Source organism: Agarivorans sp. OAG1, assembly GCF_037076485.1.
Lineage (GTDB): Bacteria > Pseudomonadota > Gammaproteobacteria > Enterobacterales > Celerinatantimonadaceae > Agarivorans > Agarivorans albus.
This window is the reverse complement of record NZ_AP028990.1, coordinates 644,040-658,162: the sequence shown is the minus strand read 5'-3', so window position 1 is coordinate 658,162 and position 14,123 is coordinate 644,040. Positions and strand designations below refer to the sequence as shown.

Below are 14,123 nucleotides of genomic sequence, written 5' to 3'. Positions count from 1 at the left end.
AACTTAAATTAACAATAAAAAAATGGGCCCTTAGGGCCCAATGATTAACCACTTAGTCTAGCGGTATCACTTTGCCCACATAGGGTAGATTGCGGTAGTACTGGTCAAAATCAAGGCCATAGCCAATCACAAATTCGTCAGGAATAGTGAATCCAGCCCAATCAACAGGCACTTCAACTTCTCGGCGTGAAGGCTTATCTAGCAAAGTACAAATAGATACACTGTTTGGCTCACGCAAAGACAGCATTTCTCTCACTTTACTTAAGGTATTACCGGTATCGATGATATCTTCAACGATGATCACGTCGCAGCCTTTAATATCATCATCTAAATCTTTTAGTACACGAACGTCTCGGGTACTTACCATGCTACTGCCGTAGCTTGATACCGTCATGAAATCGAGCGTTAAGCTACGATCAATTTTACGCGCCAAATCAGACAGAAAAATACAAGAGCCACGTAATAAGCCAACCAGTACCAATTTGCGGTCAGATGAGAACTTTTGTTCAATCTCCTTACCAATTTCTGCTACTCGTTGAGCAATTTCCTGCTCGCTGATCATTTCTTCTACGCGATGTTTCATAATGTCGACCTATCAATTGGCTGAGTATCTCAGCAAAAACTTATCTAGCATGAATGAAAAAAGAAAAACAAATATACGAATTATCAATAAATTAACAAACAAATCATTAGTTGTTTATATCAATAGCTATTAATTAGCTTGTAAATACACTATGATTTAATTGAAAGGCATTCGCATGTCGTCGGTTCTTTTTCACTGAACGACACATTTTAGATGATTTTTATCTGAAATGGTAAACAAGAAATGCCTCATAAAAAATAATAATTGAAATAACAAACGCGAGAACAAACTATGCAAACTAGCACCTTAAGACGCCGTACCCGGCTGTCACCAGAAGTTCGCCGTAAACAGCTCATGCAATGCGCTGTTGAAATTTTTGCCCGTCGTGGTATTGGTCGTGCAGGTCACGCCGAAATCGCTGAACTAGCAAACGTATCGGTAGCAACTGTTTTTAACTACTTTAATACCCGCGAAGACCTAGTGGATGCTGTTCTATCTGAGGTAGAGCAAACTATGTTAGGTTTGGTTGAGCAAACTTACCCAACTGATGAAAATGCGATTACAGCTATCCAGCATCATTTGTCAGCTTTGGTAGAACTGGCTTACAGCAACTCAGATGTGACTCACATTTGGCTAGAGTGGAGCTCTTCAGTACGTGAAGACGTATGGCCACGTTTTAGCGCTGTAATGGCTAAAATCAACCAACAAATTGGCGAGAGCATTCAATCGGGCTTCGATAGCAAAGAAATCAGTAGCGCGCTAAATGCTTTACAAGCTGCTCAAGCGATTAACGCAGGATTGTACCTAGCAGTACAAATGATTAATCGACCAGACAGCCCAGAGCGCCAAGAAGTTGTAGATTTCTTGAATGACTTTGTATTGTCACTACTGCGCCCACCGGGTAAATAAGTAGTAAGGGCCCTAAGGGCCCTTTTTTAATGCTCGATTAACGCACTAAGCTTGGTGTGTATACCTTCAAACCCGCCATTGCTCATTACCAAAATCTGATCACCTTCGGCCATCATTTCAGCTACTTGCTCAACTATCTCGGCAACACTGCTAGCGACCTTCGCCTGCTTAAGCGTGGCTGCTGTATTCGCAATGTATTGGTTGCTTTGATCTGGCTGATACAAAAATACCACGTCGGCCACTTGTAAACTCTCGGCTAAACGTTCTTGATGCACGCCCATTTTCATGGTGTTAGAGCGAGCCTCCAAAATCGCAATAATCCGCTGCTTTCCTACTTGGGCACGTAAACCAGCTAAGGTACTACTGATTGCACTTGGATGATGGGCAAAGTCATCAAACAAACGAATACCATTTTTCTCAGATAACAATTCGAGGCGTCGTTTAGGTGGTAAGAATGTTTGTAAGCTATCAATAGCAAGGCTAGGCAAAACCCCAACATGACGAGCTGCGGCTATTGCCATTAAGGCGTTCTCAGCATTGTGCTGACCAATTAAATCCCAACTTAAAATACCTTGGGATTGACCATTTAATACTATATCCAGCTCGCTACAATCACTTTTATTAGCGTGCCACTGCCACGCTTCACCGTCTCCAGTTTGCTCCAGATCAGACCAACAGCCTTGCTTAATAACCTGCTGAATTGCTTCATTATTTTTTGGTACGATAACTCGGCCAGAAGCTGGAACTATTCTCATTAAGTGATGAAACTGTTTTTGAATTGCAGCTAGGTCGTCAAATATATCAGCATGGTCAAACTCTAAGTTGTTTAACACCAAAGTGCGCGGTTGATAATGAACAAACTTGGAGCGTTTATCAAAAAATGCGCTGTCATACTCGTCTGCTTCCACCACAAAAAATGGCGTATCACCTAATCGAGCAGACCCTGAAAAGTTACGCGGAACGCCACCGATAAGGTAACCGGGCGCCATATCGTTATCTTCCAAAATCCACGCTAGCATACTTGCTGTAGTCGTTTTACCGTGCGTGCCTGCCACTGCCAATACCCACTTTTCGGGTAAAATATACTGTTTAAGCCACTCTGGACCGGAGCAATATTTGAGGCCTTTGTCTAAAACATATTCAACACAAGGGTTGCCCCGACTCATGGCATTCCCTACTACCACTAGATCAGGAGCAGGCTCTAATTGGGCAGGATCATAACCCTGAATAAGCTCTATACCTAAGGACTCCAATTGCGTGCTCATGGGTGGATATACGTTTAAATCACTGCCCGTTACACGCATTCCAGACTCACGTGCAAGCATCGCCAAACCACCCATAAAGGTGCCACAAATACCTAAAATATGAATATGCATAAATACAATATGTTTGAAAGCAAAAACCAGCGCCTAGAATAGCACTTAACGCTAGAAATTATTGAAGCTAATGTGTATTTCTGCGGGTTGTTTCTGGATCAGGAATTTGGATATATAACTGCTGTTGCTGGTAACGGTATGGTCGATACCAATTTAAACCACATTGATAGTCGCCTGTTGCGTTAAAAACACAGCCTATGGGCAGCTCTCTTAACCATTGCAGCTGAGCTTGATTGCGCAGCTGCTCCTGCCATAAATGTTGTTCTAGCAGCTCTTTTTGTAGCTCAAAGGCATCAACCTTATTTGGGTCTGAGCTTTTTTGCACAATAATAGGACCAGCAGTGGCAGAAAAAGCCAGCAGAAACATAGTAATAAAAGCGTATTTCAGTCGACGCACCATAAGTTTATCATCTACAATCTAAAGCCTTTAAAAGTTTAGGTGATTGCTCATGATTAAGCACGTTGTTATCGCATTTTTTACTCTTATTTTAATGGCCTGTAGCCAAACTCCAGAGTCAATGCTCAAGGTTGATGGTAGCTGTGAAGAACCTCGTCCACAGATTTGTACTATGGAATATGACCCAGTATGTGGCGAAGTGGATGGTGAGTTGAAAGAGTACGGTAATGCCTGTTCTGCCTGTGGCGATCCTGAGATAAATACATATCAAAAAGGCGCTTGCCCAAAGTAACAAATAATTAACAAAATTTAGCAAACTCGCCAATCAGTGCTATTTACTTAAGGTATAGCTAATTAGCACTGAGAGGCGATTATGAGTCGAACTGCTGCACTAGGCTTGCTTTGTTTAAGCAGCTTAATTTTTAGTAATCAGTCTCTTAGCATTGCTGCCAATGAACAACTTGGTGACAATACATTCTATGGCGAATGGCAATGGTCTGATACCCAAGGTCAATATCAGCAGCTAAAACTACAATTTTCTGAAGATTTAATTCATCAGTCTGAGGTAGAAACCTTTCGGTTAAGTTACAGCCTAACTTACCCATCGCAGGCAATTAGCGCTTATTTAAGCCCACGCTTAGAACATGCTGTTGCAATGATTAATCAGTATGTCGACGACCCCGAAACCCGTTTAGATGACATCCTTCAAGCACTGCGTAGTGACAGTGACAGCCCCTCTTCAAAAATGCTGTGGGATGCCTATGAACAATATACTCACGATGCATTTCGTCACCTAGGGTTACTGCCGTGCTTACATCCACAAGGGGCGCAGTACCCGTGCGTTCGCCCTAATTACTCACAGCTGTTTTACCAAAATCGCGACCGCGTAAATCCAATTATTGAGCACTTCACCCAGCAAGGAGATTTGAATAGATCACTTGCAGAAGCTCAAGCTTGGTTACTTACTATACCCAGCAAACAGGAGAACAATTACAGCTTTACTTCTCCGGTAGATGTATTAAAAGACAACCGAGCCGATAGCGATGAGCGCGCCTTATTGCTCGCGCTAGTATTAAGTGAACTGGCACCCAACTATCCTTTGTATATGGTATATCCGGCAGACAGCGTTGGAAGTGCTTCACCCGCTTGGTTAACCATTGATGCCAGCAGCGGTATCGAAGGACCTACAATAATCATTGGAGATAGTGCTCATACCCTTGTTTCAGGTTCGTCAGAGCTCATAAAAGAGATGTTGCTCGCAGAAGTACAATTGATTAGCGATGCCCTCTATTAAGATTTGTTGATTTTTTGTTATAAATGTTTCACACAGGTCTGATCTGATAAACTCAGCCAAGCATAAAGGATTACCACGTGAAGCATCTATTACTACTTTTAAGCCTACTACCAGCATGGGCGATGGCACTTAACGTAAATACTGGCGGCAACCTACCTAGCATTGATATTGATAACGCAGGGGAACTACAGCTTGCTGGTGACGATATCAGTTATAGCGCTTGGAGTACTCAACAACTTAACGGCAAGGTGATGCTTATTCAAGCAATGGCCGGACGAACGAGTGCTAAAGAACTCAATGCACCAATGATCGAAGCCGTAAAGCAAGCCAAATTTGGCGATGATGTTTACCAAACAGTAACCATAGTAAACCTAGATGACGCCATCTTTGGCACTTCTGGTTTTGTAAAAGGGAAACTAAAGAAAAACAAAAAAACCTTTCCAAAAGCAAGCTTCGTACTAGATAAAAAAGGAGAGCTGTTTAAGCTATGGCAGCTAAAAGCAAAGTCTTCGGCCATTATTCTACTTGATGCCAGCGGCACCGTTTTATTTGCTAAGGATGGAGAGTTAAATCAACAAGAAATCGATCAGGTTATTGGTTTGATTGAGGCGAATATCTAACTTAAGCAACAGTGAAAAGTTGATAGGCGTAAACTTAATTACGCCTATTCAAACATCGTCATTAACACCAACAAGCTAACAACGTAGGCACTCATTAAAACAGTTAGAACTTTATGTCGTTTAGTCCATACGGTAAGGTTTTTTAACACAACCACCTCCCTTATCACCAGTTAACCTAAATTTAACACTTTTAACAATGATTGCAAACTTGCTTTATCGGTGAATCCTCAGTAAAAATGAGGCAGCGAGGAGTAATTCATGTCAGATAAGCCGTTCATCGAGAACAAAAACAGCCAAGTTGAGAACAGTAAACTGCAATTAGCCAAAATAGCTAAGCAGCGCGGTTTAGATGCCCTATTACATAAGGAAAAGGCTGCTTCTACCTGGTCACAACGCGCTAAGGTTAGGACTACCGTTGAACTAGCTACGCAACAAAAAAACCTAGAAAGTATTTTCTACTTTGCCGCACAAAAAACCAGTGAACAAGACGTAGGCAGTGAACCTGACGCCGATTGGTTGACCGAGTTTTTGCACTTAGCTAGCAATACCCAAGTTAAATCAATGCAAATGTTGTGGGCCGATATTCTAAGCCAAGAGCTTGCTACTCCTGGTAGCTTTTCGGTTAAAGCGCTGCGCACCTTAAAACTAATGACGCAACGTGAAGCAATGTGGTTTCAAACCGCCTGTGAATTAAGCTCTAGTGTAGGTGGAGAAACTAACAACAAGATCTTAACCGGCGTTGCAAGGCCAGCTAGTAATTTAGGTTTGGTAAGAGCCAAATTAGACAAAATTAGCTTAGGACAGCATCGCATGCCTTATCACCATGTTTTGCAGTTAACTGACTTAGGGTTAATTTTCGATAAGGAACTCGAGATCCGCCCTTCATCACATCACGACACACCATTGATACATGGGCAAGCACACTATGCCTTAAAGCCTCGCTATAAAGGCGCCAGGCTGCTTTACCATCGCTTCACTCCCATTGGTGATGAGCTAGCTAAGCTGATTACCACTCAGCCTATAGCTTCTTATCAAGAGCATTTAGAACAACTGTTACATAACTATTTTGAGCTTCACTAAGCATTAAAACAAAAAACGCGGCTAAAGCCGCGTTTTGGTTTAACTCTGACAAATCTAAATACCGCTGCCAGCTACTTCTTCGTGTAGGCCACATTCTCGCTTCAAGCCGAAGAAGCGAGTATCTTCTTCACTCATCCCAGCTTGCAAGGGTTGTGAGGTTTGCACATCCCCAACCGACACATAGCCTTGTTCCCACAAAGGGTGATAAGGCAAGTTGTGATCTTTTAAGTAATAGTGCACATCTTTATTACTCCAATCGATAATGGGTAATATCTTGAAAGCACCATTTTGAATTTGCAGCACAGGTAAGTCTGAACGAGAAGACGACTGACTGCGACGCAAACCTGAGAACCAGCTCTTAACTTCTAGCTCTTTAAAAGCGCGCTGCATAGGCTCAACTTTATTCAAGGTGTTGTATTGCTTTAAGCCTTCAACACCTTGCTCCCAAAGCTTACCAAAACGCGCTTCTTGCCATGCGTTAGACTGCTTCGACTTATATACCTGTAAGTTCAGGTTTAAGCGTTCAGTTAGCTCATCAATAAAGCGATATGTTTCAGGAAACAAGTAGCCTGTATCGGTAAGTATCACCGGAATATCGGGCTTAATTTGCGTCAACAGGTGCAAACTAACCGCAGCTTGAATGCCAAAGCTAGAGGTTAATACCACTTGCTGGGGCAAGTTCTCTAGGGCCCAAGCCGCACGCTGTTGTGCACTCATGCCTTCAAGTTCTTTATTTACTTCAGATAACTCAGCAACACGGGCCTCAACAGGGAGTGCAGCCAGTTGCTCCAAATCTAAGTTAGTCATGAAAATCCCTAACGCTTACTTTTACTTCAGCGACAATTCCAGCACGAATTACAAAGTCACCAAAAGCTTCATCTTGCTCACGCTCTTTAGCCCAGCGAGCAATTAAACCGTCTAATTCAGACAAGATTTCTTGCTCACCAATGCCCTCTAAATAGAGTTTTGGAATACGTGTTCCGCTTTGGTTACCACCTAGATATAAGTTGTACTTACCTGGTCCTTTGCCCACCAAGCCTGCTTCGGCAAGCATTGCGCGTCCACAACCGTTAGGACAGCCAGTTACTCGTAAAATAATGTGCTCATCGTTCATTGCGTGCTTAGCCAGCAATTGCTCTACATCGTCAACCAAACCAGGCAAGTAACGCTCGGCTTCAGCCATGGCTAATGGGCACGTTGGGAACGCAACACAAGCCATAGAATTTAGACGCTGCGAACTGTGACTATCATCAATTAAGCCATGTTCACGTGCAAGCTTTTCTATTTTGGCCTTGTCTTTAGCCGCTACCCCCGCAATAACTAAGTTTTGGTTAGCGGTCATGCGGAAATCACCTTTGTGAATTTCAGCAATTTTGGCAACGCCGGTTTTCAAGGCCTTTTCTGGGTAATCTAGCAAGCGGCCGTTTTCAATAAATACCGTTAAGTGGTATTTACCGTCAATGCCTTCTACCCAGCCAATACGGTCACCGCGAGAGGTAAACTCGTAGGGGCGACTTGCTTCGAAACTAATGCCAGCGCGCTTTTCAACTTCTTGCTTAAAGGTATCGCTACCCACACGGTCGAGCGTGTATTTGGTTTTAGCATTTTTACGATTAACTCGGTTACCCCAGTCGCGCTGCGTAGTTACTACTGCCGCAGCTACATCTAAGGTTTTATCAAGTGGAACAAAACCAAAGTCGTCGGCGCGACGCGGGTAAGTAGACTTATCACCGTGAGTCATCGCAAGGCCGCCGCCTACCAATACGTTAAAACCTACTAACTTGCCGTTATCAGCAATCGCTACAAAGTTAAGGTCGTTAGCATGCACGTCTATATCATTGTGAGGTGGGATCACTACCGTCGTTTTAAACTTACGAGGTAAATAATTAGATCCCAAAATTGGCTCTTCTTCGCCACCTTCAACCTTTTCACCATCTAACCAAATCTCGGCGTAGGCGCGAGTTTTAGGTAATAGGTGTTCACTGATTTTAGTAGCCCACTCGTAAGCTTCTTGGTGCAGTTCAGATTCAACCGGATTACTGGTACATAATACGTTTCGGTTAACATCACCAGCGGTTGCAATAGAGTCAATGCCAATACTGTTAAGCGTTTGGTGCATTAATTTAATGTTTGGTTTTAACACCCCGTGAAACTGAAAAGTTTGACGCGTGGTTAAACGAATACTGCCATACATAGTGTGGTCGGTAGCAAACTTATCAATGGCCAACCACTGCTTAGGCTGAATAATCCCGCCAGGCATACGCGCACGTAACATTACATTGTGCAGAGGCTCTAGCTTTTGCTTGGTTCGCTCTGCACGAATATCACGGTCATCTTGCTGGTACATACCGTGGAAACGAATTAACTGAAAGTTATCTGCTGTAAACCCACCAGTGATACGATCACTTAGGTCAGCTTCAATAGTGCCACGCAGGAAGTTACTCTCTCGCTTTAGGCGCTCATTATCTGACAACTTGCCTTCAACAATTAGATCCGAACTCATTAGTAAACATCCTTCTGGTAACGCTTAGCGCTGCGTAACTGTTTTAAATACTCTTCTGCTTGCTCAGGACTTTGTTTGCCTTGCTCAGCAATAATATCGATAAGGGCTTGGTGAACATCTTTCGCCATGCGGTTTGCGTCACCACAAATGTATAGGTGGGCACCTTCTTCTAACCATTGGAAAACTTCTTCAGCATTTTCTCTTAAGCGGTCTTGTACATAGATTTTCTCTGCTTGGTCACGCGAGAATGCTACGTCTAGCTTACTTAACAAGCCTGATTTCAAGTAGCCTTGCCATTCGGTTTGATATAAGAAGTCTTGAGTAAAGGTTTGATCACCAAAGAACAACCAGTTTTTACCTTCAGCATCGCTGGCATCACGCTGTTGCATAAATGCGCGGAACGGTGCAATGCCCGTACCTGGACCAACCATAATTACTGGCGTATCAGGGCTGCTTGGCAAGCGGAAGTTGTCATTATGTTCAACAAATACTTTAACTTGAGCGCCTTCTTCAGCACGTGCGCCTAAGAAACCAGAAGCGCCACCCAAGCGCTGTTCATCACCTTGCTGGTAGCTCACTACACCAACCGTTAAATGAACCTCTTCTTCTACCTCTGCTTGTGCAGAGGCAATAGAGTAAAGTCGCGGAGTAATTTTACGCAAAGCATCAACAAAATCTTGTGCAGCCACTTTGGCTTTTTTCTCTAGCAATACATCAATCACTTGATGATTAGCGGCGTACTCTCGCAGTTTGTCTTTATCGGCAACCACAGTTTGTAGTTTTTTGCTGGCAGACCAATTAGCCCAAGCTTCAACAAACGCGCCACTAGTTTGAGTAATTTCTAACTTTTCAGTTAGAGCGTCGGCTAAGCTAAACTCTTGCTCGTCAATGCTAACGGTTTGGTCTTCTTTTAAACCTAAACGCGCGATAATTTTAGCCACCAACTCACGGTCATTTTCAAACCATACACCTAAGGCATCACCGGCTTGGTATTGAATGCCTGAATCAGCTAAATCGATTTCAACATGGCGAACATCTTTCGCTGAATCACGACCAGTGATCTTCTGGCTTAAGCTCAGCTCAGCAGCATAAGGGTTCTTTTTGTTGTATTGACTAACTGCTGGAGCGTTTACCGGCAAGCTAACTACCGAGCCAGTCGCTTCTGCGCTTAAGGTTTGCTTAACTTCGGCTAATGCTTGCTCAGTCCAGCTTGCAGCGTCTTTGTCGTAATCAACATCACAATCAACACGCTCACATACACGCTCTGCGCCTAGAGCCGCTAAACGCTCATCAAAATCTTTACCGGTTTGGCAGAAAAACTCATAACTTGAATCGCCTAAAGCCAATACACTGTATTTCAAGTTATCCAGTTTAGGTGCTTTTTTAGAGGCTAAAAACTCGTGGAACTCGATAGCATCATCGGGTGGCTCGCCTTCACCATTTGTACTGGCAACAATTAACAGGTGGGTTTCATTCTTCAAGCTTTTTGCTTTGTAATCAGCCACATTAACAACTTCAGCATTAATGTCTTGAGCTTGAGCAGCAGCATGCAACTCTTCGGCAACACCTTTGGCATTACCCGTTTGAGAAGCATAAAGAATAGTTAGTTTGCCTGCAGGTTGTGCTTGCGCAAGCGGTGCCAATTGACCCGCGTTTTGTCCTACGCCCGCCAGGTAACCACTTACCCAGGCGAGTTGAGTTACCGACAGCTCAGCCGTAGCCTGTTGCAGCAGGCTAACCTGTTGCTCAGACAATGGACTAGCCAATGACGAAAGTTCCTTTAACAGCATTTTATCGCACCCTAGATTCACAATTGCAGCTAGTCTACCCAAGCACGACCTAAGACAATAAAGAATAAAACGGGATTTTTTATAACCGTAGGTAATATATGGTCACTTAGCAGCGAGCATTTCGTTCACAATTTGCACTATGTGACTGAACAACCAGCAATATCGGCAATTGTTATATAAGCTTATTTTATTCCCTTGGTTAATTGGTTCGCGATGGAACAGCGTTCAAAAAACAACATTCCTTTAAGGCAAAAGCTGCTGCTAGTGCTAGCTTGGTTGCTACTGTCATTGCTGGCGGGTGTCACTGCGCAATACCAAGCTAAGCAGCAACAGCAAAGCCAACTACTTGAAGAAAGCCAACGTTTACAACGCAGTATTCAGCATGAGCTGGATAGATTTCGCAACTTCCCCAAGGTGCTGGCGATTCAGCAGCAACTGTCCGAGCCACTTAGTCTTAACGTTACCAGCCAGCGTCGTCACGCTCTTAACCTCTACCTGCAACATGTCAACGATCTACAAGGTAGTGATGTTACCTACTTACTCGACCCTAGCGGCACCACCTTGGCCTCGAGTAATTGGCAAAGTGCCCGCTCGTTTGTGGGAAGTAACTATAGTTACCGTCCCTATTTCCAAACCGCTATCTTAGGTAAATACGGGCAATACTTTGCCTTAGGTTCTCGCTCCGGCATTCGCGGCTATTACTTTTCTGCGCCAGTAAAAATACAACAACGGGTAGTTGGGGTAATAGTGGTAAAAGTCGCGCTAAACATTATTGATAAAAGCTGGCGAGACCCTAACTTTGAGTACCTACTCACCGACAAACACGGTGTGGTTTTTTATGCCTCGCAAGCTCACTGGCTTTACCGCAGCATTAAAGCTTTGCCAGAATCGTTGCGTCAGCAGCTAATTAACTCTCGCCAATATGGCGAACACCAGCTAAAAAATATGGCGCAAGACTTACGCCCAAACAGTATTAATTTGCCCAATTATGGTGGCCAACGAGTAGACTACATTAGCACCAACCGAGTATTACCCACCGCCGGTTGGCGTTTATATGCTTTATCTAAAGATAGTGGTTATATAGGCGATATAGCTGAAGCGCTATTTTTAAGTTCGCTATTTTATCTTGGCTTGGTATTGCTTTATTTATATTGGCGACAGTTACAACTAAGCCGCGCAATGCAAGCCCAGGCCAACCATCAATTAGAAGAAAGAGTTACGCAACGCACCGCCGAGCTTACTCAAAGCAATCAACAATTACAGCAAGCTATTGATGACTATCGTCGCACCGCCAACACCCTTAAAAAAACTGAAGATGAACTGGTGCAAGCCGCTAAGCTTGCCACCCTAGGCGAGCTCTCTGCGGGGATAAATCACGAACTAAACCAACCCTTAACGGCAATGCAAAGCTATGCCGAAAACGCCCTGCGCTTCCAACAAAAACAGCAACATGAACAAGTGACTCTCAACTTACAAGACATCATTAAACTCACCTCAATGATGAGTAAAATGATTGCTAAATTTAAGATTTTCTCGAGGAAATCCAGCGGACAAACCAGTGCGGTATCTAGCGCAGTTTCGATTAACGCTGCCCTATCCATTCTCGCCAACCGAATTGTCGCCAATAACATTAAAATTGAATTTAGCGGCCAAGATGAGCAATGGGTAAAAGCCGACGCGATTCAACTAGAGCAAGTACTGATAAACCTTATTAACAATGCCATTGATGCCCTAGAAGGTATTCAATCTCCCCTACTAGGCATTAGACAATATCAGCAAGACAACTGGCAGTGCATTGCTATTTGGGATAACGGGCCGATGTTGAGCGAGGAACAGCAGCAACGCATATTTGAGCCCTTTTTCACAACCAAAAAACAAGGCTTGGGTTTAGGCATGGCAATATCTAAACGTTTAATCGAGTCTTTTGAAGGCGAACTGAGCGTGAGTAACTTAGCGGATATTGGCCCTGAGTTTGTTATTCGTTTACGCACTCACACCCCACCTGCTAATAGTTAACACTAGAGGTAACTGTGTATACACCGGTAATAATCATTGATGACGATCCCGATATTTTGCGCTCTCTGGGACAAACTTTAGAGTTAGAAGACTACGAATGTCTGCGCTTTGAAAATGCCGAACAGGCATTACGGCAAATTAAACCTACCTGGCCAGGCGTGATCATTTCAGACATCAATATGCCAGGTTTAAGCGGCTTAGAGATGATGCAACAAGCCCATCAAATTGATGCCGATTTACCGATTATTCTACTTACCGGCCATGGTGATATATCTATGGCCATTAAGGCGATACGCGATGGTGCTTATGATTTCTTAGAGAAGCCTTTTTCCACCAGCCACTTGTTAGATGTTCTGCAAAGAGCCATAGAAAAACGCCGCCTCACCTTAGAAAACCGCGAATTAAAAGCTGAACTGGATGCTCAAAGTGGCCCAGGGCCACGGATACTTGGCTCAACGCCCGCAATCACCCGCATGCGCAAAATTCTTAGTCATATTAAAGATACCCCGGCAGATGTATTAATTCATGGTGAAACTGGCACCGGTAAAGAACTGGTTGCGCGCTTTTTACATGACCATAGCGTGCGCGCCAAACAGCCTTTTGTGGCAATCAACTGTGGTGCAGTGCCAGAAACAATGATTGAGAGCGAGTTATTTGGCCACGAAGCCGGCGCATTTACTGGAGCACAAAAAAAGCGCATTGGCAAAATTGCCTTTGCCAATCACGGCACCCTATTTCTCGACGAAATAGAGAGCATGCCAATGGCGCTACAGATTAAGCTGCTAAGGGTGCTGGAAGAGCGCAGCGTAGAGCCACTAGGCAGTAACCAAGCCACTGCGCTTAATATTCGCGTTATTGCCGCCACTAAAAGTGATTTAAAAGATCTGGGCGAGCAAGGAGAGTTTCGCAGCGATTTGTATTACCGCTTAAACGTTGTTGAGGTGCACATACCCGCTTTACGTGAACGTGCTGAAGACATTCCATTACTATTGGAAAACTTTCTGCGGGTAGCTGCTGCTCGCTATCAGTTAAATAGCCCCGAAGTCTCGCCGTCACGTTTAGCCGAATTAGTTAACCATGACTGGCCCGGCAATGTTCGCGAGCTACGTAACCTAGCTGAGCGTTGGGTATTGATGGGCGAAGATGCGGCATTTAGCGAGAGTCAAAACCACCAGCAGTCACTGAGTTTAATGGAACAGCTTTATCGTTTTGAACGCACCTTGCTGCAAGATGCACTACAGCGCCATAAAGGCCATTTAAAGACCGTGCAGGAAGAGCTACAAATCGGCCGAAAAACCCTTTACGAAAAGATGAAAAAGTATCAATTAGACAAGGGCGACTACAAACAAGTCGAACCCGAGTAATGGGGTGAAACCGACCCATTTTCCATTATTAGATGGGGGCGAATCCCCCCATAACTTTAGCTGAAGATAGATTTACCGATTAAGAAGAAATCAACTAAGCCCATTTATTCAACCACTTAGAGCCAACCTGAAAACTTGGCTTACTGCTTGCTCTAAGGTGTAGCGTTGTAAACAACCAACCCTACACAAGG

General features: G+C 43.9%; 13 protein-coding genes. 7 read left to right on the top strand and 6 right to left on the bottom strand.

Features of this window, described 5'->3' with window-relative positions:
• Positions 1-52: 52 nt before the first annotated feature.
• Entirely contained in the window at positions 53-583 is a 531-nt protein-coding gene (gene hpt, locus OAG1_RS03115; protein ID WP_016403574.1) for a hypoxanthine phosphoribosyltransferase, read from the bottom strand.
• A gap of 291 nt (positions 584-874) precedes the next feature.
• Here hpt and OAG1_RS03110 point away from each other — a divergent pair, with 291 nt between their 5' ends.
• Entirely contained in the window at positions 875-1,492 is a 618-nt protein-coding gene (locus OAG1_RS03110; RefSeq protein ID WP_016403573.1) for a TetR/AcrR family transcriptional regulator, read from the top strand.
• Between the two features lie 26 nt (positions 1,493-1,518).
• Here the strand turns inward: OAG1_RS03110 and mpl are convergent, their stop codons facing one another.
• Positions 1,519-2,868, bottom strand: coding sequence for a UDP-N-acetylmuramate:L-alanyl-gamma-D-glutamyl-meso-diaminopimelate ligase (gene mpl / locus OAG1_RS03105; RefSeq protein ID WP_338623847.1), 1,350 nt, complete (start codon positions 2,866-2,868; stop codon positions 1,519-1,521).
• Positions 2,869-2,935: 67 nt separating this feature from the next.
• The gene (locus OAG1_RS03100) at positions 2,936-3,268 is read right to left on the bottom strand and encodes a hypothetical protein (protein WP_338623845.1); all 333 of its coding nucleotides are present in this window, start codon (positions 3,266-3,268) and stop codon (positions 2,936-2,938) included.
• Between the two features lie 49 nt (positions 3,269-3,317).
• Here OAG1_RS03100 and OAG1_RS03095 point away from each other — a divergent pair, with 49 nt between their 5' ends.
• The 4 genes from OAG1_RS03095 (at position 3,318) to OAG1_RS03080 (ending at position 6,259) form a co-directional block, all read left to right on the top strand.
• On the top strand, positions 3,318-3,557 hold the full coding sequence (locus tag OAG1_RS03095) for a Kazal-type serine protease inhibitor domain-containing protein (protein ID WP_338623843.1): 240 nt from the start codon (positions 3,318-3,320) through the stop codon (positions 3,555-3,557).
• 81 nt (positions 3,558-3,638) lie between these two features.
• The gene (locus OAG1_RS03090) at positions 3,639-4,559 is read left to right on the top strand and encodes a hypothetical protein (protein WP_338623840.1); all 921 of its coding nucleotides are present in this window, start codon (positions 3,639-3,641) and stop codon (positions 4,557-4,559) included.
• Between the two features lie 77 nt (positions 4,560-4,636).
• A complete protein-coding gene (locus tag OAG1_RS03085) occupies positions 4,637-5,179 on the top strand; it encodes a YtfJ family protein (protein WP_338623839.1) in 543 nt (180 codons plus the stop codon).
• 258 nt (positions 5,180-5,437) lie between these two features.
• A complete protein-coding gene (locus OAG1_RS03080; protein ID WP_338623837.1) occupies positions 5,438-6,259 on the top strand; it encodes a TIGR03899 family protein in 822 nt (273 codons plus the stop codon).
• A 54-nt stretch (positions 6,260-6,313) separates the two neighbouring features.
• Here OAG1_RS03080 and OAG1_RS03075 read toward each other — a convergent pair whose 3' ends face one another.
• Genes OAG1_RS03075 through OAG1_RS03065 form a run of 3 tightly spaced genes read right to left on the bottom strand, consistent with a single transcriptional unit; the run spans position 6,314 to position 10,552 of the window.
• Positions 6,314-7,066, bottom strand: a complete 753-nt coding sequence (locus OAG1_RS03075; protein WP_016403566.1) for a phosphoadenylyl-sulfate reductase — start codon at positions 7,064-7,066, stop codon at positions 6,314-6,316.
• Entirely contained in the window at positions 7,059-8,762 is a 1,704-nt protein-coding gene (gene cysI, locus OAG1_RS03070; RefSeq protein ID WP_338623835.1) for an assimilatory sulfite reductase (NADPH) hemoprotein subunit, read from the bottom strand. The genes OAG1_RS03075 and cysI overlap by 8 nt, the downstream gene beginning before the upstream one ends.
• Positions 8,762-10,552, bottom strand: a complete 1,791-nt coding sequence (locus tag OAG1_RS03065) for an assimilatory sulfite reductase (NADPH) flavoprotein subunit (protein WP_338623833.1) — start codon at positions 10,550-10,552, stop codon at positions 8,762-8,764. The genes cysI and OAG1_RS03065 overlap by 1 nt, the downstream gene beginning before the upstream one ends.
• Positions 10,553-10,765: 213 nt before the next feature.
• On the opposite strand from OAG1_RS03065, the gene OAG1_RS03060 reads away from it, so the two are divergent.
• Entirely contained in the window at positions 10,766-12,568 is a 1,803-nt protein-coding gene (locus OAG1_RS03060) for an ATP-binding protein (protein ID WP_338623831.1), read from the top strand.
• Between the two features lie 14 nt (positions 12,569-12,582).
• Positions 12,583-13,932, top strand: coding sequence for a sigma-54 dependent transcriptional regulator (locus OAG1_RS03055; RefSeq protein WP_338623828.1), 1,350 nt, complete (start codon positions 12,583-12,585; stop codon positions 13,930-13,932).
• Positions 13,933-14,123: the final 191 nt, after the last annotated feature.